The 25,643-nt window shown below is 71.5% G+C and carries 25 protein-coding genes; 8 read left to right on the forward strand and 17 right to left on the reverse strand.

The features are described 5' to 3' along the window. Positions 1-16: 16 nt before the first annotated feature. The 9 genes from OG302_RS20815 to pdhA all read right to left on the reverse strand — a co-directional run bounded on the left by OG302_RS20815 (position 17) and on the right by pdhA (position 9,920). Complete coding sequence (locus OG302_RS20815) at positions 17-559, reverse strand: bacterial proteasome activator family protein (protein ID WP_361829027.1); 543 nt, start codon at positions 557-559, stop codon at positions 17-19. A gap of 120 nt (positions 560-679) precedes the next feature. Then, on the reverse strand, positions 680-1,102 hold the full coding sequence (locus OG302_RS20820) for a hypothetical protein (RefSeq protein ID WP_371528157.1): 423 nt from the start codon (positions 1,100-1,102) through the stop codon (positions 680-682). Positions 1,103-1,288: 186 nt separating this feature from the next. Then, complete coding sequence (locus OG302_RS20825; protein WP_371528158.1) at positions 1,289-2,266, reverse strand: NAD(P)H-quinone oxidoreductase; 978 nt, start codon at positions 2,264-2,266, stop codon at positions 1,289-1,291. 39 nt (positions 2,267-2,305) lie between these two features. Then, positions 2,306-3,418 (reverse strand): TrkA family potassium uptake protein, encoded by a 1,113-nt coding sequence (locus tag OG302_RS20830; RefSeq protein WP_371528159.1) that lies wholly within the window; start codon positions 3,416-3,418, stop codon positions 2,306-2,308. After that, a complete protein-coding gene (locus tag OG302_RS20835; RefSeq protein WP_371528160.1) occupies positions 3,415-4,998 on the reverse strand; it encodes a molybdopterin molybdotransferase MoeA in 1,584 nt (527 codons plus the stop codon). The genes OG302_RS20830 and OG302_RS20835 overlap by 4 nt, the downstream gene beginning before the upstream one ends. After that, a complete protein-coding gene (locus tag OG302_RS20840; protein WP_371528161.1) occupies positions 4,995-6,062 on the reverse strand; it encodes an NTP transferase domain-containing protein in 1,068 nt (355 codons plus the stop codon). The genes OG302_RS20835 and OG302_RS20840 overlap by 4 nt, the downstream gene beginning before the upstream one ends. Before the next feature lie 185 nt (positions 6,063-6,247). Next, positions 6,248-7,723 (reverse strand): dihydrolipoamide acetyltransferase family protein, encoded by a 1,476-nt coding sequence (locus tag OG302_RS20845; RefSeq protein WP_371528162.1) that lies wholly within the window; start codon positions 7,721-7,723, stop codon positions 6,248-6,250. Next, positions 7,723-8,751 (reverse strand): alpha-ketoacid dehydrogenase subunit beta, encoded by a 1,029-nt coding sequence (locus OG302_RS20850; RefSeq protein WP_361829016.1) that lies wholly within the window; start codon positions 8,749-8,751, stop codon positions 7,723-7,725. The genes OG302_RS20845 and OG302_RS20850 overlap by 1 nt, the downstream gene beginning before the upstream one ends. Continuing rightward, a complete protein-coding gene (pdhA, locus tag OG302_RS20855; protein WP_371528163.1) occupies positions 8,748-9,920 on the reverse strand; it encodes a pyruvate dehydrogenase (acetyl-transferring) E1 component subunit alpha in 1,173 nt (390 codons plus the stop codon). The genes OG302_RS20850 and pdhA overlap by 4 nt, the downstream gene beginning before the upstream one ends. A 205-nt stretch (positions 9,921-10,125) precedes the next feature. Here pdhA and OG302_RS20860 point away from each other — a divergent pair, with 205 nt between their 5' ends. Beyond that, positions 10,126-10,635: an Lrp/AsnC family transcriptional regulator gene (locus tag OG302_RS20860; RefSeq protein ID WP_371750181.1), complete on the forward strand. Its 510-nt coding sequence runs from the start codon at positions 10,126-10,128 to the stop codon at positions 10,633-10,635. Positions 10,636-10,638: 3 nt separating this feature from the next. Here the strand turns inward: OG302_RS20860 and OG302_RS20865 are convergent, their stop codons facing one another. Further along, entirely contained in the window at positions 10,639-11,232 is a 594-nt protein-coding gene (locus tag OG302_RS20865; RefSeq protein ID WP_371528164.1) for a TetR/AcrR family transcriptional regulator, read from the reverse strand. Then, positions 11,229-12,746 (reverse strand): 3-hydroxyacyl-CoA dehydrogenase, encoded by a 1,518-nt coding sequence (locus OG302_RS20870; RefSeq protein WP_371528165.1) that lies wholly within the window; start codon positions 12,744-12,746, stop codon positions 11,229-11,231. Before OG302_RS20870 ends, OG302_RS20865 begins: the two co-directional genes overlap by 4 nt. A 196-nt stretch (positions 12,747-12,942) precedes the next feature. On the opposite strand from OG302_RS20870, the gene paaN reads away from it, so the two are divergent. Then, entirely contained in the window at positions 12,943-14,634 is a 1,692-nt protein-coding gene (paaN, locus tag OG302_RS20875) for a phenylacetic acid degradation protein PaaN (protein ID WP_371528166.1), read from the forward strand. A gap of 22 nt (positions 14,635-14,656) precedes the next feature. Here paaN and OG302_RS20880 read toward each other — a convergent pair whose 3' ends face one another. The 3 genes from OG302_RS20880 to OG302_RS20890 are packed head-to-tail and all read right to left on the reverse strand — an operon-like array spanning position 14,657 to position 17,515. Continuing rightward, positions 14,657-15,436, reverse strand: coding sequence for a TrmH family RNA methyltransferase (locus tag OG302_RS20880; protein WP_371528167.1), 780 nt, complete (start codon positions 15,434-15,436; stop codon positions 14,657-14,659). Between the two features lie 16 nt (positions 15,437-15,452). Beyond that, a complete protein-coding gene (locus OG302_RS20885) occupies positions 15,453-16,718 on the reverse strand; it encodes an HTTM domain-containing protein (RefSeq protein WP_371528168.1) in 1,266 nt (421 codons plus the stop codon). Continuing rightward, a complete protein-coding gene (locus OG302_RS20890; protein WP_371528169.1) occupies positions 16,715-17,515 on the reverse strand; it encodes a DUF5819 family protein in 801 nt (266 codons plus the stop codon). The genes OG302_RS20885 and OG302_RS20890 overlap by 4 nt, the downstream gene beginning before the upstream one ends. Positions 17,516-17,739: 224 nt before the next feature. Between OG302_RS20890 and paaA the strand changes: the two genes are divergently transcribed. The 6 genes from paaA (at position 17,740) to OG302_RS20920 (ending at position 22,593) form a co-directional block, all read left to right on the forward strand. Further along, complete coding sequence (gene paaA / locus OG302_RS20895; protein WP_371528170.1) at positions 17,740-18,738, forward strand: 1,2-phenylacetyl-CoA epoxidase subunit PaaA; 999 nt, start codon at positions 17,740-17,742, stop codon at positions 18,736-18,738. After that, on the forward strand, positions 18,735-19,025 hold the full coding sequence (gene paaB, locus OG302_RS20900; protein ID WP_160506146.1) for a 1,2-phenylacetyl-CoA epoxidase subunit PaaB: 291 nt from the start codon (positions 18,735-18,737) through the stop codon (positions 19,023-19,025). The genes paaA and paaB overlap by 4 nt, the downstream gene beginning before the upstream one ends. After that, complete coding sequence (gene paaC / locus OG302_RS20905) at positions 19,022-19,771, forward strand: 1,2-phenylacetyl-CoA epoxidase subunit PaaC (RefSeq protein ID WP_371528171.1); 750 nt, start codon at positions 19,022-19,024, stop codon at positions 19,769-19,771. Before paaB ends, paaC begins: the two co-directional genes overlap by 4 nt. Then, positions 19,765-20,256: a 1,2-phenylacetyl-CoA epoxidase subunit PaaD gene (paaD, locus tag OG302_RS20910; RefSeq protein WP_361829000.1), complete on the forward strand. Its 492-nt coding sequence runs from the start codon at positions 19,765-19,767 to the stop codon at positions 20,254-20,256. Before paaC ends, paaD begins: the two co-directional genes overlap by 7 nt. Continuing rightward, on the forward strand, positions 20,256-21,332 hold the full coding sequence (paaE, locus tag OG302_RS20915; RefSeq protein ID WP_371528172.1) for a 1,2-phenylacetyl-CoA epoxidase subunit PaaE: 1,077 nt from the start codon (positions 20,256-20,258) through the stop codon (positions 21,330-21,332). Before paaD ends, paaE begins: the two co-directional genes overlap by 1 nt. Before the next feature lie 127 nt (positions 21,333-21,459). After that, complete coding sequence (locus tag OG302_RS20920; protein WP_371528173.1) at positions 21,460-22,593, forward strand: acyl-CoA dehydrogenase family protein; 1,134 nt, start codon at positions 21,460-21,462, stop codon at positions 22,591-22,593. 50 nt (positions 22,594-22,643) lie between these two features. On the opposite strand, the gene OG302_RS20925 is transcribed toward OG302_RS20920, so the two are convergent. The 3 genes from OG302_RS20925 to OG302_RS20935 form a co-directional block, all read right to left on the reverse strand. After that, complete coding sequence (locus OG302_RS20925) at positions 22,644-22,991, reverse strand: rhodanese-like domain-containing protein (RefSeq protein WP_361828997.1); 348 nt, start codon at positions 22,989-22,991, stop codon at positions 22,644-22,646. Between the two features lie 21 nt (positions 22,992-23,012). Next, on the reverse strand, positions 23,013-23,891 hold the full coding sequence (locus tag OG302_RS20930) for a J domain-containing protein (protein ID WP_371528174.1): 879 nt from the start codon (positions 23,889-23,891) through the stop codon (positions 23,013-23,015). Positions 23,892-24,042: 151 nt separating this feature from the next. Continuing rightward, the gene (locus tag OG302_RS20935; RefSeq protein WP_371528175.1) at positions 24,043-25,572 is read right to left on the reverse strand and encodes a DUF2252 domain-containing protein; all 1,530 of its coding nucleotides are present in this window, start codon (positions 25,570-25,572) and stop codon (positions 24,043-24,045) included. Between the last annotated feature and the right edge of the window lie 71 nt (positions 25,573-25,643).

Raw genomic sequence — 25,643 nt, forward strand, 5'->3', positions numbered from 1 at the left:
CGTTGTTTCAGGAGGCTTAGAGGTAAGGCCCTCCGGTCCGTCCCGCGATGCCGCCGTCCTCTTCCTCCTCGCCGCCGCCCACGCCGGGCGGCAACGCGCGGCGCATCGACTCCAGTTGCGCCCGCGCCGCCATCTGCTGCGCGAAGAGGGCCGTCTGGATCCCGTGGAAGAGCCCTTCGAGCCATCCCACCAGCTGGGCCTGCGCGATACGCAGCTCGGCGTCGCTGGGCACTCCCTCGTCGGTGAAGGGGAGGGAGAGACGCTCCAGTTCCTCGACGAGCTCGGGGGCGAGACCGTCCTCGAGCTCCTTGACCGAACTGGCGTGGATCTCCTTGAGCCGCACTCGGCTCGCCTCGTCGAGAGGTGCCGCCCGCACCTCCTCGAGCAGCTGCTTGATCATGCTGCCGATGCGCATGACCTTCGCCGGCTGTTCGACCATGTCCGTCACCGGGACCTCGCGGGATTCGTCGTCTCCGCCGCCGCCGAGCGCCATTCCGTCCTGTCCAACGACCAGGACCTGGGGGCTCTCCGGCGACCTTTCGTTCCTCGGCATCTCCATGCCGCCATTCTCTCGCACCCGTACGTCACACATCGGTGGTGCCCCCATTTGCCACTGATCCACCATGTACGGCCGTGGACGAAGGGCCCGTCCGTGTCGGCGTCTGCCGGTCCGTCCGGGTCAGCCCCGCCGCAGCCGCACGGCGAAGGACCCGAGACCGAGGCCGATGAGGACCAGGCCGCTGCCGAGCGGGAGCACGCGGAGGCCGGGCACAGCGGGCTGGGCGGCTGTCCGCCGGGTGATGTCGGACGCGGTGGTGGACTGACCCGGGGGCCGCACCGGCCGTACCGGCTGTACGGGCTCTGCGGGCTTCACGGCGGGTGTGGGGGCCTGCGTCGCCGGCCTGTGCGGCGGCAGGGGCGTCGCGGCCGACGGCGGGGGGTCATCGCGGCCGGGCCTGGCACGGCCCTCCCCGGGGACGCTGCCGGCACGGGTCTCACGGGGTGAGGGCTCGACCGCGTACGCGAGGGAGCACGCGAAGGAGACAGGTGCGACGGCGATCAGCACCGTCAGGATCAACAAGGGGCGAAGCCATGGAGTCACCGCGCCGACTCCCTCCCGCTACCGGGTCGGAGAGATCACTGAAGCTTGGATCAAGCGTCACATGGTGACGCTTGTCCGGCATCTCGAGTTCCCCGCGCCCACGGTGGGGCGCGGGGAACCGCGCGACAAGCCACGGATCACCCGCAGTCAACGGCAGCGCTCAGCGCCGGCCCTCAGCGCCGGCCCTCAGCGGACGAGCAGCACCTTCCCGATGTGGTTGCTCTCCTCCAGTACGCGATGGGCGGTCGCCGCGTCACTCATCGGCACCGTCTGGTCGACGATCGGGCGTACGTGTCCCGCGGCGATCAGCGGCCACACATGCTCCCGCACCGCGGCAACGATCGACGCCTTCTCCTCGGCGGGCCGCCCGCGCAGCGATGTCGCGGTGACGGCGGCGCGCTTGGTGAGGAGTGCGCCGATGTTCAGCTCGCCCTTGGCGCCGCCCTGCATGCCGATGATCGCGAGACGACCGTTGGTGGCGAGGGACTGCACGTTACGGTCGAGGTACTTGGCGCCCATGTTGTCGAGGATGACGTCCGCGCCCGCTCGCTCGGTCGCGTTCTTGATCTCCTCGACGAAGTCCTGCTCGCGGTAGTTGATGAGGATGTCCGCGCCGAGCTCCGCGCAGAAGTCGAGCTTCTCCTTGGTGCCCGCCGTGACCGCCACCCTGGCGCCGACGGCCTTCGCCAGCTGGATCGCCATGGTCCCGATACCGCTGGAGCCGCCGTGCACGAGGAACGTCTCGCCGGGCCGGAGGTGGGAAATCATGAAGACGTTGGACCAGACCGTCGACGTCACCTCGGGCAGCGCGGCCGCGGTGACGAGGTCGACGCCCTCGGGCACGGGCAGCAGCTGTCCGGCGGGGACGACGACCTGCTCGGCGTATCCGCCGCCGGCGAGCAGCGCGCACACCTCGTCGCCGATCTTCCAGCCGGAGACGCCCGGCCCGATGTCGGTGACGCGGCCCGCGCACTCGAGCCCCGGATACGGGGACGAGCCGGGTGGCGGGTTGTAGAAGCCCTGGCGCTGGAGCAGGTCGGCGCGGTTCACGGCGCTGGCCACGACGTCGACCAGCACCTCACCCTCACCGGGTACGGGATCGGGGACCTCGGCCCATACGAGCGCTTCGGGTCCACCGGCTTCGGGGATCGTGATCGCATGCATGCGGGCGAGGCTACTCCCTGCGCATTCCGGCCGGTCCGTCTACGTGCGCAGGCCTCCGCGCGGCGGATTCGACCGGGCGTCGGGCGCCATCGGTGACGTCGGCGTCGCCCGCACGATGGTGATCAGACGGTCCATCAACTGCAGTTTCCCGACGGCCGGATCGTCGTACCCGAGCACCCGGTGTCCGCGCACGACACTGACGACCAGGTCGTCCGTCTCGCGCACGCCGAGCCCCACCTCGGCCTTTATCACCGGCCGCTCGACGAGATCGAGGCCGCTGCCCTGCTGGATCAGGTCCTCCATGACCATGCCCGCGCTGGGGCTGAGCACGGAGAGGCCGAGCAGCCGTCCCGCCGCGCTGGCGCTGGTGATCACCGCGTCGGCGCCGGACTGCCGAAGCAGCGGCGCGTTCTCCTCCTCGCGCACCGCGGCCACGATCTTCGCCGCGCGGTTCATCTGCCGGGCGGTCAGCGTGACCAGGACGGCGGTGTCGTCCCGCTGGGTCGCGATGATGATCTGCCGGGCGCGCTGCACCTCGGCACGCAGGAGGACATCGCTGCGCGTCGCATCGCCGATGACGCCCGCATACCCCTCCGCTGTGGCGGCGTCGACGACCTTCGCGCTCGGGTCGACCACCACGATCTGCTCGGGCTTCAGACCGGTCGCGCAGACGGTCTGGATCGCCGAGCGACCCTTGGTGCCGAAGCCGACGACGACGGTGTGTTCACGCAAGTTGGACCTCCAGCGGTTCAGACGCCATTCCTCGCGCGTACGTTCCGTGAGTACTTCAAGGGTGGTACCGACCAGGATGATCAGGAAGAGCACGCGCAGCGGCGTGATCAGGAGGATGTTGCAGAGCCGCGCGCTGTCGCTGTACGGGACGATGTCGCCGTAGCCGGTGGTCGAGAGCGTGACGGTGGAGTAGTAGGCGGCGTCGAGGAAGTCGAGCCTGTCATCGGAGTTGTCGTGATAGCCGCCGCGGTCGATCCAGACGATGAAGGTCGTCAGGGCGAGCACCGCGAGCGCCATCAGCAGCCGCTTGCCGACCTGCAGCAGGGGCCGCTCGACAACCCGGCGGGGCAGCTTGATCCGGTGGGTGACGAGGTGTTCGTCGGGGTTGCGGGCGATGGCGTCGTGGCCGGGAAGTTTCACGTGAAACACTCCCCGGCCGGGTCTGTGCCCGCTTGAGATCCTGCTGGCGATCCCGCTTGCTTCCCTGCGTGTGCGGCTGCTTGGGCGGCTGCATCCGGCAGGGCCCAGGGGAGGTCGAGGACCTCCAGCTCCTGGCCCCGGCGCGCGCCGCCCGGCGGGACGACCGCGAGCCCGTCGGCCACCGCGATCCCGCGCAGCATCGCCGGACCGTTGTAGCGCAGGGGCACGGCGTGATCGGCGTGGAGGGTGACGGGGACGAGGCGGGTGTCGTGCGGGTGCCCGTGGACGTCCTCGCGCAGAACCGCGGTGTACGGCGATGTGGCGGGGCGCCCCGAGAGCGTGCGCAGCAGGGGCTCGGCCAGGGTCAGCAGGCCGGAGACCGCGGCCAGCGGATTGCCGGGCAGGCCGACGAGGTGCTGGTCGGGGCGGATGCGGGCGAGCAGCATGGGGTGCCCCGGGCGCACCGCGACGCCGTCCACGAGGAGTTCGGCCCCGATGCGGCTCAGGGTGGGGTGGACGTGGTCGACCGGGCCTGAGGCGGTGCCGCCGGTGGTGACGATGAGGTCGGCGGCGGAGGTGGTGATCGCCTGGTGGAGCGCCTCGGCGTCGTCACCGAGCCTGCGTACGGCGATGACGTCCACGCCGAGCGAGCGCAGCCAGGGCGGCAGCATGGGCCCGAGCGCGTCACGGATGAGGCCCTCGTGGGGGAGCCCGTCGGTGAGCAACTCATCGCCCAGGATCAGCACTTCGGCGCTGGGCCGGGGGATCACGGGCAGTTCGTCGTATCCGGCGGCTGCCGCGAGCCCGAGCACCGCCGGGGTCACCTGGGAGCCGGGCGGCAGGAGGTGCTCTCCGGAGCGGCACTCCTGGCCGCGGGGCCGGATGTCCTGGCCCTGCGTGACGTCACGCCGGGGGTGCAGACGCCCCTTGTCGTCGGTGAGGCCGTGCTCGCTGCGGATGACGGCGGTGGCCTCCTGCGGGATCCGCGCCCCGGTCGCGATGCGCACGGCTTCCCCGTCGGAGAGCGACTCAGGCCGCTCGTGCCCGGCAAGGATTCCGTCGGCCTGGACCTCCCAGGGGCCCGGCCCCGCGACGACCCAGCCGTCCATCGCGGAGGTGTCGAAGGAGGGGAGGTCGGTGAGGGCGACCAGGGGCGCGGCGAGAACGAGACCGAGCGCCTGCCCCAGGGGGACGGTGACGGGCGCGGCGGTGGAGGGCACTGGCCGCGGGGCACGCCCGGCAGCGGTGCGGGCCGCGGGCCAGGGGGTGGTCTTGGGGTCGTTGGGGTTGCCGGGTTCGCCGGGGTTGCCGGGGTTGGTGTTCGGGGTCGTCACTTGCCTTCGGGGGGCCGGGGCGGCGGATGCGGTGGGAGCGGGCGTGGCCGAGGCGTGGGGCCCGCTGTCCTGCCCTCTGTCGTGCCCTCTGTCGTGCCCCGCGTCGCCCGAGGCGTCCGGCGCGCCCCGGAGGCCACCGCCGACGGGCTCGTCGTCGGCGCGCCTGCCGGTCCTGCGGCCATGGTCGTCGTTCACCAGGGCGAGCGCCTCGTCGAGCTCGGCGTCCGGCGCGGGCTGCCCACTCATCCGGCGTCCGGCCGCATGTCGGCCCTCGCGTCCTGACCCGGGTCGGGGCGGTCGTCCGGCGACGTCAGGTCGGGCCCGGCCGCCGGTTTCCCGTCGGCGACCGCACCCGGCGCCGAGTCGGAACCGCCCTCCTCCGCCCACCGCGTGGCCAGCGCCGCCGCCTTGCGGACGGCCTCTGCCACTGCCTCGGGCCCACCGCCCTCCGAGGCCCGCGCCGCCGCGTACCCCACCAGGAAGGTGGTCAGCGGGGCCGCGGGCCGGGCGACACCGTGTGCGGCGTCGCGGGCGAGGTCGAGCAGAAGGCCGGTGTCGACGTCGAGCTCGATGCCCAGTTCGTCCTTGACTGCGGAAATCCATTCATCCAACACGTGCCCATGCTCCCTGATACGGGCCCTGGCGGCCGCGATGTCGTCCCAGGTGTCGCAGTCGAAGGACGCCACGGCGTCGGCGACCCTGGTGAGTTCGAGCCGCGCGGTGAGCGACCGCAGCGGAAGGCCCGTCAGACCGTCGTGCTCAGCGGTGAGCCGCGCGATCTCACGCTTCAGCGAGGCACTGCGATAGGCCGCGACCAGCGGCTGGTCCCAGCCGCCGGGATCCCTCAGCACCGCGCCGTCCGCGCCGCTCTCGCGCAGCGCGGTGAGGAGCCCGCCCACCGTCCGCTCCTCCAGGAACGGCAGATCGGCGGAGAGCACCACCACCTGCTCCGCCCCGGTACACCGCAGCCCCGCGTCGAGCGCGGCGAGCGGCCCCGCCCCCGCGGGTTCCTCGCGCGCCCACACCACGGGGCGGGCGGTCGAGCGGGGCGCGGCGACGACCACGGTCGTCCCCGCGCCGGAACACGCGCCGAGCACCCGGTCCAGCAGCGCACGGCCGCCCACCCGCAGGCCCGGCTTGTCCGCACCGCCGAGCCGTCTGGCGCCGCCGCCCGCGAGCACCACGGCGTCGTACGGGGTGCCGTGCGGCGAGGCGTGCGAGCCGTCGGAAGGGGCGGCACTCGGGAGATCGGTCGGGACGGCGTGCGAGGCGGCGGATTCGGCGCCACCCGGGGCCCTCTGCGCGGTCATCCCCCGAGTATGGGCGTACGAAGGATCATTGCCACCCTCCGTACGGGCTCTCACCCCACCTCTGTACGCAGACTCACACCTGTACGCAGACTCACCCCTGCATACAGACGCACACCGCCGCTGTTCACCGCTGCACGCAGACTCACGTCACCGGGCCAGGGCTCACACCACCGCCCCGGGCCCCCTCACACCGTCCGCAGCAGGACCGCGGGCTGCTCCACGCAGTCCGCCACGAACCGCAGGAACCCGCCCGCGGTGCCGCCGTCGCACACCCGGTGGTCGAAGGTGAGCGAGAGCTGCACGACGTGCCGCACCGCCAACTCCCCTTGATGCACCCATGGCTTGGGCACGATCCGGCCCACGCCGAGCATGGCCGCCTCGGGGTGATTGATGATCGGCGTGGAGCCGTCGACGCCGAACACCCCGTAGTTGTTCAACGTGAACGTGCCGCCCGTCAGTTCCCCCGGCGTCAGCTTTCCGTCCCGCGCCGACTCCGTGAGCCGGATCAGCTCGTCGTTGACCGATTCGGTGGTCCGCGTGTTCGTGTTCCGGACCACGGGGACGACCAGACCGCGGTCGGTCTGCGCGGCGAAGCCCAGGTGGACGTCGGCGAGCCGGACCACCTCGCGCGCCTCCATGTCCACGGTGGAGTTCAGCATCGGGTAGCGGGCCAGTGCGGCCACGCTGATGCGGGCGAACAGCGCGAGCAGCGAGATCTTGCGCCCCTCGCCCTGCTTGACGGCGGCGTTCATCGCGGCGCGCGCCGCGAGCAGTTCCGTCGCGTCGGCGTCGACCCAGCAGGTGGCTTCCGGTATCTCGCGCCTGCTGCGGGACATCTTGTCCGCGACGAGCCCACGGATCCCGGTCAGCGGATAGCGCTCTTCCGCCGCCGTGCCCGCTGCCGCCGGCGTGTGGGTGACCGAGGTGATGGGAGTGACCGAGGCCGCGGGCCCGGCCGTCGGCTCCGCCGCTATGGCCAGCTCCGCCGCGATGGCCGCTTCCACGTCGGCGCGCATGATCAGCCCGTCCGGGCCGGTCCCCGTCAGCTCGCGGAGCTCCACCCCGTTCTCACGGGCCAGCTTGCGCACGAGAGGGGAGATCACCGGTATCGGACCGTCCGGGCGCGGCAGGGTGCCAGGGCCCGCGGCGACAGATGTCCCGGCGGGCTCCTGCGGGGCGGGCGGGAGTGGTGAGGCAAGCGCGGCGGGTCGCACGGCAGGCTTCGGGGTGCCGTTCGTGACGGCACCCGCCCGCACCCTCCTGCGCCGCGCGGGCGCCGCCGCCGTGCCGTACCCGACCAGGACGTTGCCGGAGGACTCCTCGGCGGCAGCCGCCTGCAGGGCTCGCTCCGCCGGCTCCTCGGGCGCCGGAGCCTGAGCCGCAGCCCCGTCTCCGGCGGGGGCGCCGACGGCGACCGTCAACAGCGGTGCTCCCACCGGCAGTTCCGACCCCTCCTCACCGAAGCGGGCCGTCACCACGCCTCCGTACGGGCAGGGCACCTCCACCATCGCCTTGGCCGTCTCCACCTCGACGACGGGCTGGTCCACGGCGACGACGTCGCCGACCTGCACGAGCCAGCGGGTGATCTCCGCCTCCGTGAGCCCCTCACCGAGATCGGGCAGCTTGAACTCGCGGCTGTTCACACTCAGACCGGGCGCCATCAGTTGTCCGCCTCCCACTGCAACCGTGCGACCGCGTCCAGGATCCGGTCCACGCCCGGCAGATGATGCCGCTCGAGCATCGGCGGCGGATAGGGAATGTCGAAGCCGGCGACGCGCAGCACCGGCGCCTCCAGGTGGTGGAAGCACCTCTCGGTGACGCGAGCGGCGATCTCTCCGCCGGGTCCGCCGAACCCGCCCGACTCGTGCACGACGACCGCGCGCCCGGTCCGCCGCACGGAGGCCGCCACCGTCTCGTCGTCGAAGGGGACGAGCGAGCGCAGATCGACCACTTCGAGGTCCCAGCCCTCGGCCACCGCGGCCTCCGCCGCCTCCATGCAGACAGGCACGGAGGGTCCGTACGTGAGGAGCGTGGCGCTGCGCCCGGTGCGCCGCACCACTGCCTTGCCTATGGGTTCAACGGCCTGCGGCGCGTCCGGGTTCCAGTCGGCCTTGGACCAGTAGAGGCGCTTCGGCTCCAGGAAGACGACCGGGTCGTCGGAGGCGATGGAGGCCCGCAGCAGGCCATAGGCGTCGGCGACCGTGGCGGGCGTGACGACATGCAGCCCCGGAGTCGCCATGTAATACGCCTCGGAGGAGTCGCTGTGGTGCTCGACGCCGCCGATGCCGCCGCCGTAGGGCACGCGCACCGTGATGGGCATCGGCATCGCGCCCCTGGTGCGGTTCCGCATCCGCGCCACATGGGAGATGAGCTGCTCGAAGGCGGGGTAGGCGAACGCGTCGAACTGCATCTCGACGACGGGCCGGAGTCCGTACATCGCCATGCCGACGGCCGTGCCCAGGATGCCCGCCTCGGCGAGCGGGGTGTCCGTACAGCGGTCCTCGCCGAACTCCTTGGTGAGTCCGTCGGTGACCCGGAAGACTCCGCCGAGCGCCCCGACGTCCTCTCCGAGGACATGCACGGCCGGGTCCTCGGCCAGGGAGTCCCGCAGCGCGCGCCCGAGCGCCTGCGCCATGGTGGCCGGTTTGGCTGCCTTCTTGGTGGCCCGTTCGGCCGCGACCGTACTCATCGCGCGTTCTCCTCGCCGTCCGTGCCGTCTGTTCCGTCTGTGTGCTCTTCGTTCGACGCCTCGAGCTCGGCCCGCAACTGGGCTGCCTGCTCGCGCAGTTGTGTGGTCTGCTCGGCGTACACATGGCGGAAGAGGTCCATGGGGTCGAGATCGGGGTCCTGGTTCATCCGCCCCCGCAGATCGGCCGCCATGGCCTCGGCGTCGTCGCGGGCCGCCCGCATCCGGTCCTCGTCGAGGAGGCCGCGCTCGGTCAGCTCCCGCTCCAGGAGCACGATCGGGTCGTGCGCGCGCCAGGCCTCGACCTCGGCGTCCCCGCGGTAGCGCGTGGCGTCGTCGGCGTTCGTATGAGCCTCCATGCGGTACGTGACCGCCTCGACGAGCGTGGGGCCGCCGCCCTCACGCGCGCGGGAGACCGCTTCGCTCAGCACCTCGTGCACCGCCGCCGCGTCGTTGCCGTCCACCAGGCGTCCCGGCATTCCGTACCCGACGGCCTTGTGGGCCAGGGACGGGGCGGCCGTCTGCTTGTCGAGCGGCACGGAGATCGCGAAGCCGTTGTTCTGCACCAGGAAGACGACGGGCGCCTGCCAGACGGCCGCGAAGTTCAGCGCCTCGTGGAAGTCGCCCTCGCTGGTGCCGCCGTCGCCCACCATGGCGAGCGCGACCACGTCGTCGCCCTTCAGGCGGGCGGCGTGCGCGAGCCCCACGGCGTGCGGGAGCTGGGTCGCCAGCGGTGTGCACAGGGGTGCTATGCGGTACTCACGCGGGTCGTAGCCGGTGTGCCAGTCGCCGCGCAGCAGGGTCAGCGCCTGGACGGGGTCGAGGCCGCGGGCGACCGCGGCGAGCGTGTCCCGGTAGCTGGGGAAGAGCCAGTCCCGCTCCTCCAGGACGAGCGCGGCGGCGACCTCACACGCCTCCTGGCCGGTGCTGGAGGGGTAGACGGCGAGCCTGCCCTGCTTGGTGAGGGCGGTCGCCTGCGTGTTGTACCGCCGTCCGCGCACCAGCTGTGCGTACAGGCGGCCCAGGAGCTCCTCGTCGGCCTTGCCCGCGGCCTCGGTGCCCAGGACGCGATACGGCTCGGCGTCGGGCAGCAGCGGGGCGGGATCGGTCCTGAGCTGCCATGCGGGTGGCGGGGTGGGCCGGTAGACGCCCCGCTGCTCCATGACCGTCATGTCGGCACCTCCATGTGGAAGCGATCTCCTCTTGGGAGCGGCAAAAGAGGCGCGGCAATGTGAGGCGCCTCACCTACCGATTGTTCGGTCGTCGGCACATTTTGGCTACAGGCACCTCCGGGCTGTGGACAAACGGTTCTGCACAGCCTGGGATGGATGCAGTACGTCCATGGTAGGGAGGCGGGGGGACATGGCATCTGAACGAATGGCCGACGGACGCGACGGTGATCGCCCGGAGGGCCGGTCCGGCGACCGCCAGGAGCCCCTGCCCCGGCCGCTGGACTCGATCGACCGCGACATCCTGCAGATCCTGCACACGGACGGTCGCGCGTCGATACGGGCCGTGGCCGAGCGGGTGCACGTGTCGCGCGCCAACGCGTACGCGCGCATCAACCGCCTCATCGACGACGGGGTCATCCGCGGATTCGGCGCCCGTATCAACCATGAACGAGCAGGTCAGGGCGCTTCCGCGTACATCACGCTCAAGATCGTCCAGAACACCTGGCGCACGGTCCGCGAGCATCTGCGCACGCTGCCGGGGGCCTCTCACATCGCGCTGGTCAGCGGCGACTTCGACGTGCTGCTCCTGGTGCACACGCCGGACAACCGCGCGCTGCGCGAGCTGGTCCTGACCCGGCTGCAGTCCATCCCCGAAGTGCTCAGCACGCGTACGTTGCTGGTCTTCGAGGAGGACGACCTGGAACCGGAGAGCTGACCGTCAGATCCCGCTGCGCAGCCCCGCGAAGGCCATCTGGACCACGGCGTCGGCGACCTGCTCGCCCGAGGAGGCACCCCGGGCGTCGGGGCGGTACCACTCCACGATGGAGTTGATCATGCCGAAGAGCAGCCGGGTGGCGAGGCGCAGCTCGACGTCGGAGCGCAGGTCGCCGTCGGCGACGGCTTCCTTGAGCAGATCGGCGACCTGCTGGTCGAACTCCCTGCGCCGCTCCATGGCCCACCGCTCGGTGTCCGTGTTGCCCCGCACGCGCAGCAGCAGCGTCACATAGGGCAGTTCGGCGATCAGCACCTCGACGGTGCGCCGTGTTACGTGCTCCAGGCGCTGCACGGCGGTGCCCACGCGCGCGTGCTCCTCGGCGAGGATCCCGAAGAGCCCGTCGAGCGCCCGGCTCACCGCGCGGCGCAGCAGTTCCTCCTTGCCGGAGACGTGGTGGTAGATCGACGACTTGGAGATGCCGGCCGCCTTGGAGAGGTGCTCCATGGAGGTGCCGTCGTACCCGCGCTCGTTGAAGATCCGGACCGCCACCGTCAGGAGGGTCTCCGGGGTGTACGTGTCGCGCCTGGTGGTGTTCATGCGTTGAGGTCCTCTCGCGCTGCCGCGCGGCGCAGCGCCTGGGACGGCGCGTAGCGGCCGGCGGGGTACTCCTGGTGCAGGCATTCCAGGGTGTCGATGGCCCAGTGCGCGCCGAGCGCGTCGCCCCATGCGAGGGGTCCGCGGGGGTAATTGACGCCCAGGAGCATCGCCGTGTCGATGTCTTCTCTGCTGGCGACACCGCGCGCGACGGCGTCCTGGGCGAAGTCGACGAGCATGGCGACGGTACGGGCCACGATCATCCCCGGGGCATCGGCGATGACGCTGACCTGCTTGCCCAGCGCCTGGAAGAGGCCCACGGCCTCCTGGAGCTGCTCCTCGCTCACCGCCACGGAGGGAGCCAGGGCGATCCTGGTCGCGGAACGGTAGTCCAGCGCGAGATCGAACTGGACCACCGCGGTCTCGGCGTCGTTCCCGGTGGAACCGTCGCTCAGGAACATCCGCACGCCGCTGGGCAGTTCGATCCAGCCGGGGCGGCCGGGGTCGAAGGGCTCCTTGTGCACGAGGCCGATCCCGGCGTCGTCGATCAGCCCGGCAAGGTCGTGCGCCTGGAACAGGTCACCGTGCACCGCGACGGACGCCGGGGCCGGTGCGGGCGCCGCCGTGTGCGGCTCCGCGCGCGGGGCGTCGTCGCCGTACGCGTACCAGCCCTGCCCCGACTTGCGGCCCAGGCGGCGGGATTCGACGAGGCGGCGCTGGGCGAGTGACGGCGTGAACTTGGGGTCCTGGAAGAAGGACTCCCACACGGAGCGGGTGACGGCCTCGTTCACGTCCTGGCCGATGAGGTCCGTGAGCTCGAAGGGGCCCATCTTGAAGCCGCCGCACTCGCGAAGGACGGCGTCGATGGTGGCCGGGTCGGCGGCCCCCTCCTCGTGGAGGCGCAGCGCCTCCGCGTAGAAGGGGCGGGCGATCCGGTTGACGATGAAGCCGGGGGTGTCCGCGCTGCGCACCGGCGTCTTGCCCCAGGCCCGCGCCGTCTCGTACGCGCGCGTGGCGGCCGTTTCGTCGGTCGCGAATCCGCTGACGACCTCGACGAGGGGGAGGAGCGGGGCGGGGTTGAAGAAGTGCAGGCCGACGAAGCGGCCGGGCTTCTTGAGGGTGCCCGCGATGGCGGTGACGGAGAGGGAGGACGTGTTCGTGGCGAGCAGACAGTCCTCGGCGACGATCTCTTCCAGCTCTTCGAAGAGGCTCTGTTTTACGGCCAGTTGCTCCAGGATCGCCTCGACGACGAGTCCGCACCCGGCCAGCTCGGCGAGGCTCTCGACCGGCGCGAGGCGCTCCCCCGCGGCGGACCGGTCACCGGCGGTGAGCCTGCCCTTCTCGACCAGCCGGTCCAGGCGTGCGGCGATCGCGGCGGCCGCGGCCTTGGCCTGGCCCTCCACGGCGTCGTACAGCCGCACGGGGTGGCCCGCCAGCAGGGCGACCTGGGCGATGCCCTGACCCATGGTGCCGGTGCCGACCACGGCAACGGGGCTGCTGAGCTCGAGTGCTGTCATGCTCGCGATCCTCCCGCACGAGGTGTCCGCCGGAGGGTGCGGGGGTGCCCGGCGAGAAGTTGTCCACAGGTTCGGCGGACCCCCTTGTCCCGACCGATCGTTCGGTTACTCTAGCTCTGTCTGTCCGTTCCTGCCCACTGCCCTGCCCAGCTCGCCGGCTCGACGAAGAGCCGGCTCGACGAGGAGTTGGTCCGATATGGCCGCCGAACTCACCGCGCACCAGCTGATCGCCACGCACCGGCCCACACTCGACCAGGCGCTGGAGACGATCCGCACGCGCGCGTACTGGTCGCCGCACCCCGAGCACCCCAAGGCCTATGGAGAGAACGGCAGCCTGAGTCTGCCCGAGGGCAAGGCCGCCTTCGACGCGCTCCTGGGCAGCCGCTTCGAGCTCGACCAACCGGGCACGGACGACTGGACGGGCGCGGAAGTCTCTCCGTACGGGCCCGAGTTGGGCATCACGTACCCCCACCCGGACATCGACACGCTGCTGCCCGCCATGCGCACCGGAATGCGCGCCTGGCGCGACGCGGGCGCGGAAGTGCGCGCGATGGTCTGTCTGGAGGTCCTGTCGCGCATCAGCGCGCGCACGCACGAGCTGGCGCACGCGGTCATGCACACCAGCGGCCAGGCCTTCATGATGGCCTTCCAGGCGGGCGGCCCGCACGCCCAGGACCGCGGCCTCGAAGCGGTGGCGTACGCGTACGTGGAGCAGGCCCGCACCCCCGACAACGCGGAGTGGTCCAAGCCCCAGGGCAAGCGCGACCCGATCGCCCTGGACAAGCGCTTCACGCCCGTGGGGCGCGGCATCGCGCTCCTGATCGGCTGCAACACCTTCCCGACGTGGAACGGCTATCCGGGCCTGTTCGCCTCCCTGGCCACCGGCAACCCCGTGCTGGTCAAGCCCCACCCGCGCGCGGTGCTCCCGCTCGCGCTGACGGTGCGCATCGCGCGCGAGGCCCTCACCGACGCGGGCTTCGACCCGAACCTGGTGTGCCTGGCCGCCGAGCGGCCGGGCGAAGGCATCGCCAAGACCCTCGCCGTCCGCCCCGAGGTCAAGATCATCGACTACACGGGTTCGACGGCCTTCGGTGACTGGCTGGAGACCAACGCCCGCCAGGCGCAGGTCTACACGGAGAAGGCCGGCGTGAACACGGTCGTCGTCGACTCGACGGACAACTACAAGGGGATGCTGTCCAACCTGGCCTTCTCCCTGTCCCTCTACAGCGGCCAGATGTGCACGACCCCGCAGAACCTCCTGATCCCCCGGGACGGCATCACGACGGACGCCGGCGCGAAGTCGTACGACGACGTGGTGTCCGACCTCGCCGCGTCGGTGAACGGCCTGCTCGGCGACGACGCACGGGCGAACGGCATCCTCGGCGCCCTGGTCAACCCGGATGTGAAGGCCCGCCTGGAGGCCGCGTCCGGACTCGGCGAAGTGGCTCTCCCCTCACGGGAGATCGCCAACCCGGAGTTCCCGGACGCCGTGGTCCGCACCCCGGTCATCGTCAAGCTGGACGGCGCGAAGCCGGACTCCGAGGCGGTCTATCTGAACGAGTGCTTCGGGCCCGTCTCCTTCGCGGTCGCGGTCGACTCGTCCTCGGACGCCGTGGACTTGCTGCGCCGCACGGTGCGCGACAAGGGCGCGATGACGGTCGGCGCGTACACGACGTCGGACGAGGTGTCCGACGCCGTGGAGGAGACCTGCCTGGAGGAGTGCGCCCAGCTCTCCTTGAACCTCACGGGCGGCGTCTATGTGAACCAGACGGCGGCGTTCTCGGACTTCCACGGCTCGGGCGGCAACCCGGCCGCGAACGCCGCCCTGTGCGACGGCGCCTTCGTGGCCAACCGCTTCCGTGTGGTGGAGATCCGCAGGGACGCCTGATTCCTGACGCCTGACGGCGGGTTCAGGCCTCCGCGCCCGGGGGCCTGCCCGCCGACCAGTGGAAGAGCGTCATCCCGACACTGGTGGCCAGGTTGTAGCTGGAGACCTGGGGCCGCATCGGCAGGGACACCAAGTGGTCGGCGCGCTCCCTCAGCCGCGCGGACAGGCCGCTCCGCTCGGACCCGAAGGCCAGCACGGCGTCGTCCGGCAGCTTGAGGCCGCGGATGTCCACGCCCTCCGCGTCGAGCGCGTACACCGGGCCCTGCGGCAGCTCGTCTACGTCCATCCGCTCGACGGCCGTGGCGAAGTGCAGGCCCGCGCCACCGCGCACGACCGTGGGGTGCCACGGGTCGAGCGTGCCGGTCGTGACGACGCCTGTCGCCCCGAAGCCCGCGGCGAGCCGGATCACGGCCCCGGCGTTGCCCAGATTGCGCGGATCGTCGAGGACGACGACCGGCGCGGTCCTCGGCATGCGGGCCAGGGCGTCGAGGTTGGCCGCCCGGGACGGCCGTACCGCGAGAGCGGCCACCCCCGTGGGGTGCAGACGCGGCACAAGGGCGCGCAGGGTGGCGTCCGGGACCTGGACGAGGAGCGTGTCGAGGGCGTCCTTCACATCGGGCGCGAGCTCGTCGGCGAGGGCGAGGACGGCGGCCTTGTCGCTGGTCAGCGCCGAGGGGATGAGTGCTTCGAAGCGCAACGCGTGCTTGATGGCGTGGAAGCCGTCGAGCAGCACCGAGGTGCCGGCGAGCCCTCGCCAGGCACGGACGGCGTCGTCCGGGTCACTCTGCCGCGTCCCGTTCATCCCGCACACGTCCCGTTCACGAAGGAAAGCCTACGCGCGCGTGCTCGGCGGATTCCGGGGCCGGTTCCTCGTCCGCCCCGCGCTGCCCCGGCACCGCCCTGCCGCGCGGAAACCGCGAGAACAGCGCGTCACGCGCGCGCGTGGCCCATCCGCCGACGCGGCGCAGGAACGACGTCGGCAGGAACACCGCGTCGGCCGCGATCATCGCGAGCGAGAAGAACGGCAGGCCGAGGACGACCGCGATGACCGCGTGCTCGAAGATCATGGCGGCCAGGAGGACGTTCTTGACCCGCCTGTTGAAGAGGGTGAAGGGGAAGGCGACCTGCATGGCAACCGTCCCGTACGTCACCAGCATCACCATGAGGCCGTGCGAGGCGAGCAGGTCGGAGAGCGCGGGCCAGGGGGAGAAGTAGTCCAGGCGCAGCGGGTAGTAGACGGCCGTGCCGTCCTGCCAGCGGCTGCCCTGGATCTTGTACCAGCCGGCCGTCGCGTAGATCAGACACGCCTCGACCATGATCACCAGCAGTGCGGCGTTGTGCGCGAGCCTGACGATGACGTCGAGCAGCTCGCGCGCCTCGCTGTCGGGCGCGCGCCGTCCGACGGCCCACCACAGGCCGTGCGCGAGCCACAGCCCCCAGAAGACCAGCAGCCAGCCCCCGCTGAGCTCCCCCATGAACGTCACCACGGAGAGAGCGAGCCCCAGGACCCACCACAGGACAGGGCCGGTCCGGTCGGCCTTGTCGACGGGGCCGGCCGTCTTCGCCAGGTCGAGCGGTGCCTCCCCCTGCTCGGCAGGCGCCCTACGCGCGCGTGCCGCGCGCCGGGCGTCGAGCGACCAGACCTGGCCGCAGCGCGTGAACACCAGGTAGGTGGCCATGAGGTGGATGACGTTGTCACCGCCGTCGCCCATGAAGATGGAGCGGTTCTGCAGCGAGAGCACGCCGATCATGAAGAGCACGGACACCGTGCGGGTGCGCCAGCCGACCACCAGCAGGACGCTGCTGAGGACGGCGAGCGCGTAGACGACCTCGAACCAGAGACGTCCGTCGGACCACATCAGGACCGTGAAGGCGTCGTTCTCCGCGATGAGCTGCTGGGCCATGTCCCAGTTCCACGGGCCGTCGGGCCCGTAGAGCTCATGGCGGTGGGGGAGTTCGCGCAGCAGGAAGAGCAGCCAGGTGGCGGCGAATCCGATGCGGATCACGGCGGTCTGATAGGGGCCGAGAGCGGACGCGGTGATCCGTTCGATGCCGCGCCCGAGCAGGGAGCCGAAGCGGTTCATCGGGCGTCCCCCTCGGTTCCCTGAGCCTTGCCCAGGGGCATGTCGTCGGGCGTCACGGACCACCACGGCAGCTGGCGGAGCGCCGGTTTCGTCGTGACTTTCTCATCGCTCCACTCGGGGGGCGGCACGTTCGTGGTTCTGGAGCGGACCTGGACGCGCTCGACGGTGGCGCCCCGGTCCAGGGCCCCCTCACGCTCGACGCGCATCATCGCGATGCGGCGGATGTAGCGCTCCGAGAGCTGTCCGCGCAGGCCGCGGGGACGATTCTGCGTGTCGTGGGCGGCGACGTAGAAGTCCCAGGCCCTGCGCAGTTCGTTCTGCTGCGTGTGGCTGGGCAGCAGATTGCCGTCGATGGCGGCGCCGTCGCGTGCGGAGAGGTCGTACCAGCCGGTGGTCCGGGTGGTTCCGTCTTTCGTACGGATCTGGGCGCGGGCCTGCACCGCGATGTTCTGCTGCATCGGATTGGGCGCGAAGAGCTTCCAGTTCTGTTCGAACTCCGGGTAGATCCAGTCGTCGACGGCCTGCCCGTGCTGCTTGGTCATGGTGTTCGCGGGGGCGACGTGGAGGAAGAGCATCCCGACGTGGACGCAGGCCGTGACGGCGATGAGTGCGAGCGCGAGGGCGGCCGCCACCTGGTAGCGCGGGGAGAGGACGGCGATGCCGATGCGGGGCGCTGGTGCGGGTGCGGGCACGATGCCGGGGGCCGGCGGGGCGGCGGTGGTGCCGTCCGGGGGCGGGGGCACGGTGTCGAAGGATGGGGACGGCGGCTCGCTCGCGTTGCTGTCGTTCGCGTCCATTCCGCCCCGATTCCCGATCCCGCACGGTGATGCGCCTGTCGGCCCGCTCGTCACACGGCTCTCTGCCCGCCCGTCGCAGCGGAACGGTACTCATGCCTGCGCGCCAGGCACAGCGTCCGTGAAGTTATCCACAGGGTTGACACCTTATGGCGCTGAGCCGCACCATTGAATTCCACGAACCGAACGATCGGTCGGTAGCTAGCTAAAGGTCGAGGGGGACCGCGATGGCGACAGCAGCCGAGCATCAGACGGCCCGGTCCGAGCCGGACCAGGCAGCGGCCGACGCCGCACGCACGGCGGAGCACGAGGCGGCCTTCGACGCCGCCGTCGCGGCCGACGAGCGCATCGAGCCGCGGGACTGGATGCCCGACGCCTATCGCGCCTCGCTGGTCAGGCAGATAGCGCAGCACGCGCACTCCGAGATCATCGGCATGCAGCCGGAGGCCAACTGGATCACGCGCGCCCCGTCCCTGCGGCGCAAGGCGATCCTGATGGCCAAGGTCCAGGACGAGGCCGGCCACGGCCTGTATCTGTACAGCGCGGCCGAGACCCTGGGCACCAGCCGGGACGAGCTGCTCGACAAGCTGCACTCGGGCCGCCAGAAGTACTCATCGATCTTCAACTACCCGACGCTGACCTGGGCCGACGTCGGCGCGATCGGCTGGCTGGTGGACGGCGCCGCGATCACGAACCAGGTCCCGCTCTGCCGCTGTTCGTACGGCCCCTATGCCCGCGCGATGGTCCGCGTCTGCAAGGAGGAGTCGTTCCACCAGCGCCAGGGATATGAGTCCCTGCTCGCCCTCAGCCGGGGCACCGAGGCCCAGCACGCGATGGCGCAGGACGCCGTGGACCGCTGGTGGTGGCCGTCCCTGATGATGTTCGGCCCGCCCGACGACGAGTCGTCGCACTCCGAGCAGTCGATGATCTGGAAGATCAAGCGCCACTCGAACGACGAGCTGCGCCAGCGCTTCGTGGACATCTGCGTCCCCCAGGCCGAGTCCCTGGGACTCACGCTCCCCGACCCGGACCTCGTGTGGAACGAGGAGCGGGGACAGCACGACTTCGGCGCGATCGACTGGACGGAGTTCTGGGCGGTCCTGAAGGGGAACGGCCCCTGCAACGAACAGCGGATCACGCAGCGCAGGAGCGCACACGAAGAAGGCGCGTGGGTGCGCGAGGCAGCAGCGGCGTTCGCCGCCAAGCACGGGGAGGCGAAGGCATGAGCAGCTCGACCGACTGGCCGCTGTGGGAGGTGTTCGTGCGCTCCCGCCGCGGGCTCTCCCACACCCACGCGGGCAGCCTGCACGCGCCGGACGCGGAAATGGCCCTGCGCAACGCCCGCGATCTGTACACCCGCAGAAGCGAAGGCGTCTCGATCTGGGTCGTGCCGTCCACCCAGATCACCGCCTCCTCGCCCGACGAGAAGGACTCCTTCTTCGAACCGGCGGGCGACAAGCCCTACCGCCACCCGACCTTCTACGACATCCCGGACGGGGTGAAGCACCTGTGACCGCGCCGCTGGCCCCGACGGCCACCGCCACCGCCCTCGCCCTGGGCGATGACGCACTGGTGCTCTCGCACCGGCTGGGGGAGTGGGCGGGCCACGCGCCCGTCCTCGAGGAAGAGGTCGCCCTGGCGAACATCGCCCTCGACCTGCTCGGCCAGGCCCGCGTCCTGCTCTCCCTGGCCGGGGACGAGGACGAACTGGCCTACCTCCGCGAGGAGCGCGCCTTCCGCAACCTCCAGCTCGTCGAGCAGCCGAACGGCGACTTCGCCCACACCATCGCCCGCCAGCTCTACTTCTCCACGTACCAAACGCTGCTGTACGGCCAGTTGGCGAGCGGAGAGGGCACGTTCGCCCCGCTGGCGGCGAAGGCGGTCAAGGAAGTCGCCTACCACCAGGACCACGCGGAGCAATGGACGCTGCGGCTCGGCGACGGCACGGCGGAGAGCCATGAGCGGATGCAGCGCGGGCTCGACGCGCTCTGGCGGTTCACCGGCGAGATGTTCCAGCCGGTGGAGGGCCTCGACGGCGCGGACGGCTCCGCGGGCCTCGACTGGGCAGCGCTGCAATCGAGTTGGACGGCTTCGGTGACCTCCGTCATCGAGAAGGCGACCCTGACCGTGCCCACCGGCCCGCAGGAAGGGGCCTGGGCCGCCGGTGCGGGCCGCCAGGGCCTGCACACCGAATCCTTCGGGCGGATGCTCGCCGAGATGCAGCACCTGCACCGCAGCCACCCGGGGGCGTCATGGTGACCACCGCCCTGGAGGAGGAGCTCCTGGCCCTCGCGGGCTCCGTGCCCGACCCGGAGCTGCCGGTCATCACGCTGGCCGAGCTCGGGGTGCTGCGCGGCGTGCACGTCCGCGGCATCGGCAAGGTCGACGTCGAGCTGACCCCCACGTACACCGGCTGTCCGGCCATCGAGGCCATGACCGCCGACATCGAGCAGGTCCTGCGTGCGCGCGGCATGGCGGAGGTCTCCGTGCGTACCGTGCTCTCCCCCGCCTGGTCGACGGACGACATCAGCGCCGAGGGCCGCCGCAAACTGGCGGAGTTCGGCATAGCGCCCCCGCGCCCGCACAGCGCGGGCGGGCCGATACCCCTCACCCTCTCGGTCCGCTGCCCGCACTGCGGCTCGACCGACACCGAGCTGCTCAGCCGTTTCTCGTCGACGGCCTGCAAGGCCCTGCGCCGATGCGTCTCCTGCCGGGAACCGTTCGACCACTTCAAGGAGTTGTGATGGCACGCTTCCACCAGCTCCGGATAGCGGCGGTCGAGCGGCTCACCGACGACTCCGTGACGCTGACCTTCGACGTGCCCCCCGCCCTGCGCGAGGAGTACCGCTTCGTGCCGGGCCAGCACCTCGCCCTCCGCCGCTTCGTCGACGGCACCGAGATCCGGCGTACGTACTCGATCTGCGCACCGGCGCCCCGCCCCGAAAGCCCCACGGAGCCGCGGACCCTGCGGGTCGGGGTGCGCTTCGTCGAAGGCGGCGCCTTCTCGACGTACGCCCTGAAGGAAATCGCCGTCGGCGATGAACTCGAAGTCATGACCCCGGCCGGGCGCTTCACGCTGGATCCGGCACCCGGGCGCTATGCGGCGGTCGTCGGCGGCAGCGGGATCACCCCGGTGCTCTCCATCGTCACGACGCTCCTCGAACGCGAACCGCAGGCCACGTTCTGTCTCATCCGAAGCGATCGCACCGCCGCGTCGACGATGTTCCTGGAGGAGGTCGCCGACCTCAAGGACCGCTGGCCGGACCGGTTCCAGCTGGTCACCGTGCTCTCCCGGGAGGAGCAGCAGTCCGGTCTCGACTCCGGACGGCTCGACGAGGAGCGGCTCGGCAGCCTGCTGCCTGCGCTGCTGTCCGTCGAGGAGGTCGCGGGCTGGTTCCTGTGCGGCCCGTTCGGTCTGGTGCAGGGCGCGGAGAAGACACTGCGCGGACTGGGCGTGCCAAGGCAGCGCATCCACGAGGAGATATTCCACGTGGACGGCGGCCTCACCGCCCCGGCACCCGCAGCCGCGACGGCCGCCCCCGCGCACAGCACCGTGACGGTGACGCTCGACGGGCGCTCCGGCACGTGGCCGGTACAGGACGGGGAATCCCTCCTCGACACCGTGCTGCGCAACCGCGCGGACGCTCCCTACGCCTGCAAGGGCGGGGTGTGCGGGACCTGCCGGGCCTTCCGGGTCTCGGGCGAGGTGCGGATGGACCGCAACTTCGCGCTGGAGCCGGAGGAGACCGAGGCGGGGTATGTGCTCGCGTGCCAGTCCCATCCGGCCACGGACACGGTGGAGCTGGACTTCGACCGCTGAGTGCTCCAGCGGCTCGGAGGACCGCCACTGTTCCCTTCCCGTAGAACCTGTTCTATCTTGACGACCCGTCAGAAACGGCGGGCACAGCAAGGACAGACCGTCGGGCCGGTGCGCGGGAGGACAAGCAGTGGACTTCACCTTCACCGAGGAACAGCAGGCGGCCGTCGAGGCGGCGAAGGCGCTCTTCGCCTCCGTCGCCCCCGACGGAGTGCCGAGCCCCGCCCTCGTGCCGGGCGCCGTCGCCGAGGACTTCGACCGCGCCCTGTGGGCCAAGCTCGCCGGAGCCGATCTGCTGAGCCTGCTCATCGACCCCGAGCACGGCGGTGCGGGCCTCGACGCCATCGCCCTCTGCCTGGTCCTGCGCGAATCGGCGAAGAAACTCGCCCGAGTCCCGCTCCTGGAGAGCAGCGCTGCCGCGTATGCCGTACAGACCTACGGCAGCGAGGAGTTGAAGCAGCGGATCCTGCCGAAGGCCGCCCGCGGCGAGCTCGTCCTGACCGTCGCGGCGAACGGCCGCAGCGGGCACGACCCCGCCGAACTCGCCGTCACCACACGGCGGGACGGCGACGACTGGCTGCTCGACGGCACACAGACGGCCGTGCCCTGGGCGCAGAACGCCGACCTCGTCGTGGTGCCCGCCCACACACCGGCCGGCCGGACCGTCCTCGCCCTGATCCCCCGCGACCACGACGGCCTCACCCTCGCCGACCAGGTGTCCACCAGCGGTGAGCGCCTCGGCGAGCTCAGCCTGGAGTCCGTACGGATCGCCGGCGCCGACGTCATCGAGGCCGAAGGGGCCTGGGACTGGCTGCGCGATCTGCTCGCCACCGGGACCTGCGCGCTCGCACTCGGCCTCGGAGAGGGCGTACTGAGTATGACCAGCGAATACACCGGAAAACGCGAGCAGTTCGGTTTCCCCGTCGCCACCTTCCAGGCCGTGGCCGTACAAGCGGCCGACCGCTACATCGACCTGCGCGCGATGGAAGTCACCCTCTGGCAGGCCGCCTGGCGCATCAGCACCGGCGCGAGCGGCGCCCTGCCCGCCTCGGGGGACGTGGCCGTCGCCAAGATCTGGGCGTCGGACGGCGTACGCCGGGTGGTGCAGACGGCACAGCATCTGCACGGCGGCTTCGGATCCGACACCGACTACCCCCTCCACCGCTACCACGCGTGGGCCAAGCAGCTGGAGCTGTCCCTCGGCCCGGCAGCGGCGCACGAGGAGGCACTGGGCGACCTGCTGGCCGCCCACCCACTCGGCTGAAGCCGAAGCCGAACCGGCTGAACCAGCCGAACCAGAGGAAGCCGAACGAACTAGATGACGACGCCCGGCTGGCCCTTGTCGTCGACGACCGGCCGGCCCGCGGCCTCCCAGCTCTGCATGCCGCCGTCCACGTTCAGCGCGTCGATGCCCTGCTGGACGAGGTACATGGCGACCTGCGCCGAGCGTCCACCGACCCGGCAGATGACATTGACCTTGCCGTCCTGCGGGGCGGCCTCGGTCAACTCACCGAAGCGGGCGACGAACTCGCTCATCGGGATGTGCAGCGCACCCGCCGCGTGGCCCGCCTGCCATTCCTCGTCCTCGCGGACGTCGAGGATGAAGGCGTCGGGCGCGAGTTCGCCGATCCCGACCGTGGGCACCTGTGATCCGAAAGCCATGCCCCGACGCTACCCGACCCGCTAAGCGCTCAGCCGCGCAAGCTCCGCCTCGCGCTCGGTGACCTGCGTGAGCAACTGCTCAGCGATCTCGTCGAGAAGCTGGTCCGGATCGTCCGGAGCCATCCGCAGCATCGCGCCGATCGCCCCCTCCTCCAGCTCCCGGGCGACCACCGTAAGGAGCTCCTTGCGCTGGGAAAGCCACTCCAGGCGGGCGTAGAGCTCTTCGCTCTTGCTCGGCCACTGCTGCTCGGCCACCGGCCCCGCGGCCCACTCCTCGGACAGCTCCCGAAGCAGGGGCTCGTCGCCACGCGCGTACGCGGCGTTCACCCGCGTGATGAACTCCTCGCGCCGGCCGCGTTCCTGGTCGTCCTGGGCCAGGTCGGGGTGGGACTTGCGGACGAGCTCGCGGTAGAGCTTGCGTGCCTCGTCACTGGGCCGCACCCGCTGCGGCGGCCGCACCGACTGATCGGTCAGCATCGCGGCGGCCTCCGGATAGAGGCCGTCGCCGTCCATCCAGCCGTGGAACAGTTCCTCGACCCCGGGCATCGGCATGACCCGCGCCCGCGCCTCGTCCGCCTTGCGCCGGTCCTCCGGGTCACCACTGCGGGCGGCCAGGGCCTCGGCGATCTCCGCGTCCAGCTCGTCGAGGCGCGCGTACATCGGGCCGAGCTTCTGGTGGTGCAGCCGGGAGAAGTTCTCCACCTCGACGCGGAACGTCTCCACGGCGATCTCGTACTCGATCAGCGCCTGCTCGGCCGCCCGGACGGCCTTCTCCAGCCGGTCCTCCGGCCGCGCGGCACCGCCCTGGCCCGCCGCCCCGTCAGGAGCCTCGCGACCGGCGGTCACAGGATCGGGATCGGGTGTCTGGGGCTGCGTAGGCTCGGCTTCCGGGGTCGTCACCCGTCCAGCGTAGGCCACCGCGACACCGCCCTGTCCGCGTGACGGGCCATGCCACCTGAGGCCCCCCGAAGCCTCGCCACCCAACCTCTCCGGGGGGCCTCCCCCTCCCCCCTCCCTCCCCCCTCACCCCACCCCCCTCACCCCACCCCCCTCAAACCCCCACCTCCGCCTCCACCCGCCCCTCCTTGACCGCGCGCACCAGCTCCGCGTGGTCGGTCTCGGTCCGGTCCGCGTACGCCACGGCGAACGCGGCCACCGCCGTGTCCAGCTCGTCGTTCTTGCCGACGTATCCCGCGATGAGCCGTGGGTCGGCGCTGTGTGCGTGGGCGCGGGCCAGCAGGGCGCCGGTCATCCGGCCGTAGTCGTCGATCTGGTCGGCTGCCAGGGCCGCCGGGTCCACGCTGCCCTTGCGGTTTCTGAACTGCCGTACCTGGAAGGCCCGCCCGGCCACCGTCGTCCACCCCAGCAGGAAGTCGCTGACCACCTGCATCCGCTTCTGTCCGAGCACCACCCGGTGCCCTTCGTGCGCGACCTCGGGCACCGTGAAGCCCACCGTGGGCAGATGCGGCAGCAGCGCGGAGGGCCGTGCCTCCTTGACCTGGAGCACCAGCGGCTCGCCCCGGTGGTCGAGCAGCAGCACCACGTACGACCGCAGGCCGACGCTGCCCGTGCCCACGACGCGGAATGCCACGTCCTGGACCGCGTACCGTTCGAGCAGCGGCAGCCGGTCCTCGGGCAGCGTGCCCACGTACTCCGCGAGGGCGGACGCGACCTCGGCCGCTTCCGCGTCCGGTATTCGCCGCAGCACCGGCGGGGCGTCGACGAAGCGGCGTACCGCGTGGCCGGCCTCGTCCTCGACGCGCTCGGTCGACTTGGCGGCGAACCGGGCGCTGGTGTTCTGCCGTGCTTTCTCGGAGACGCTCTCCAGGGTGCCGAGCAGGTCCCGCGCGTCCGTGTGGGAGACGAGTTCCTCGTCCGCGATGGCGTTCCACGCGTCGAGCGCGGGGAGTTTCGCGAGCAGCCGCATCGTGCGCCGGTACGCCCCCACCGCGTCGAACGCCGCTTCCTTGCAGACGTCCTCGTCGGCTCCCGCCTCGCGTCCCGCGAGTACGAGGGATGCCGCGAGGCGTTTCACGTCCCACTCCCAGGGTGCGTGCACCGTCTCGTCGAAGTCGTTCAGGTCGATGACGAGGCCGCCGCGCGCGTCCGCGTACAGACCGAAGTTCGCGGCGTGGGCGTCTCCGCATATCTGGGCGCCGATCCCTGTCACGGGGGTCCGCGCGAGGTCGTACGCCATCAGTCCGGCGGCGCCGCGCAGGAAGGCGAAGGGCGACGCGGCCATCCTGCCCATGCGGATGGGTGTGAGCTCGGGGAGCCTGCTGTGGTTGGACTCCTCGACGGCTTGGACCGGATCGGGGCGGTTGTCGTCCTCGGCGAACCACTCGTGCGAGGCACGGCTGACGCGTTCCCGCAGCGCCTTGCCCTTCCGCTTCGGCGAAGCCACCGAGCCCGAACCACCCGGGCCGCCGCCCGGACCGCCCGAGCCCGAAGAACCCCCCGAGCCCCCCGAGCCCGCCGAGCCGTCAGAACCAGCCGAACCGCCCGAAGCCGCCCCGCTCTGTGAGGGCCACCGCGCGAACCCCTTTACGTACGGCAGCCGCGCACCCTTGAACTCCGTCATGCCCACCCCCAGCCGTCCGGGCGGCCCCCCGCGGGCCTCACCTGGCATGAAGGTACCGCCGGGTGCGGAAC

This window comes from Streptomyces sp. NBC_01283, from assembly GCF_041435335.1.
Lineage (GTDB): Bacteria > Actinomycetota > Actinomycetes > Streptomycetales > Streptomycetaceae > Streptomyces.

Excerpts from the sequence above, each read along its gene's own strand:
- OG302_RS20860 (WP_371750181.1), top strand. The coding sequence starts at position 10,126 with ATGGCCGACGGACGCGACGGTGATCGCCCGGAGGGCCGGTCCGGCGAC.
- OG302_RS20935 (WP_371528175.1), bottom strand. The coding sequence starts at position 25,572 with ATGACGGAGTTCAAGGGTGCGCGGCTGCCGTACGTAAAGGGGTTCGCG.
- OG302_RS20815 (WP_361829027.1), bottom strand. The coding sequence starts at position 559 with ATGGAGATGCCGAGGAACGAAAGGTCGCCGGAGAGCCCCCAGGTCCTG.
- OG302_RS20880 (WP_371528167.1), bottom strand. The coding sequence starts at position 15,436 with ATGAACGGGACGCGGCAGAGTGACCCGGACGACGCCGTCCGTGCCTGG.
- paaB (WP_160506146.1), top strand. The coding sequence starts at position 18,735 with ATGAGCAGCTCGACCGACTGGCCGCTGTGGGAGGTGTTCGTGCGCTCC.
- OG302_RS20850 (WP_361829016.1), bottom strand. The coding sequence starts at position 8,751 with ATGAGTACGGTCGCGGCCGAACGGGCCACCAAGAAGGCAGCCAAACCG.
- OG302_RS20925 (WP_361828997.1), bottom strand. The coding sequence starts at position 22,991 with ATGGCTTTCGGATCACAGGTGCCCACGGTCGGGATCGGCGAACTCGCG.
- OG302_RS20845 (WP_371528162.1), bottom strand. The coding sequence starts at position 7,723 with ATGGCGCCCGGTCTGAGTGTGAACAGCCGCGAGTTCAAGCTGCCCGAT.
- pdhA (WP_371528163.1), bottom strand. The coding sequence starts at position 9,920 with ATGACGGTCATGGAGCAGCGGGGCGTCTACCGGCCCACCCCGCCACCC.
- paaE (WP_371528172.1), top strand. The coding sequence starts at position 20,256 with ATGGCACGCTTCCACCAGCTCCGGATAGCGGCGGTCGAGCGGCTCACC.
- OG302_RS20840 (WP_371528161.1), bottom strand. The coding sequence starts at position 6,062 with ATGACCGCGCAGAGGGCCCCGGGTGGCGCCGAATCCGCCGCCTCGCAC.
- OG302_RS20870 (WP_371528165.1), bottom strand. The coding sequence starts at position 12,746 with ATGACAGCACTCGAGCTCAGCAGCCCCGTTGCCGTGGTCGGCACCGGC.
- paaN (WP_371528166.1), top strand. The coding sequence starts at position 12,943 with ATGGCCGCCGAACTCACCGCGCACCAGCTGATCGCCACGCACCGGCCC.
- OG302_RS20825 (WP_371528158.1), bottom strand. The coding sequence starts at position 2,266 with ATGCATGCGATCACGATCCCCGAAGCCGGTGGACCCGAAGCGCTCGTA.
- OG302_RS20890 (WP_371528169.1), bottom strand. The coding sequence starts at position 17,515 with ATGGACGCGAACGACAGCAACGCGAGCGAGCCGCCGTCCCCATCCTTC.
- OG302_RS20885 (WP_371528168.1), bottom strand. The coding sequence starts at position 16,718 with ATGAACCGCTTCGGCTCCCTGCTCGGGCGCGGCATCGAACGGATCACC.
- OG302_RS20865 (WP_371528164.1), bottom strand. The coding sequence starts at position 11,232 with ATGAACACCACCAGGCGCGACACGTACACCCCGGAGACCCTCCTGACG.
- paaD (WP_361829000.1), top strand. The coding sequence starts at position 19,765 with ATGGTGACCACCGCCCTGGAGGAGGAGCTCCTGGCCCTCGCGGGCTCC.
- OG302_RS20835 (WP_371528160.1), bottom strand. The coding sequence starts at position 4,998 with ATGAGTGGGCAGCCCGCGCCGGACGCCGAGCTCGACGAGGCGCTCGCC.
- paaA (WP_371528170.1), top strand. The coding sequence starts at position 17,740 with ATGGCGACAGCAGCCGAGCATCAGACGGCCCGGTCCGAGCCGGACCAG.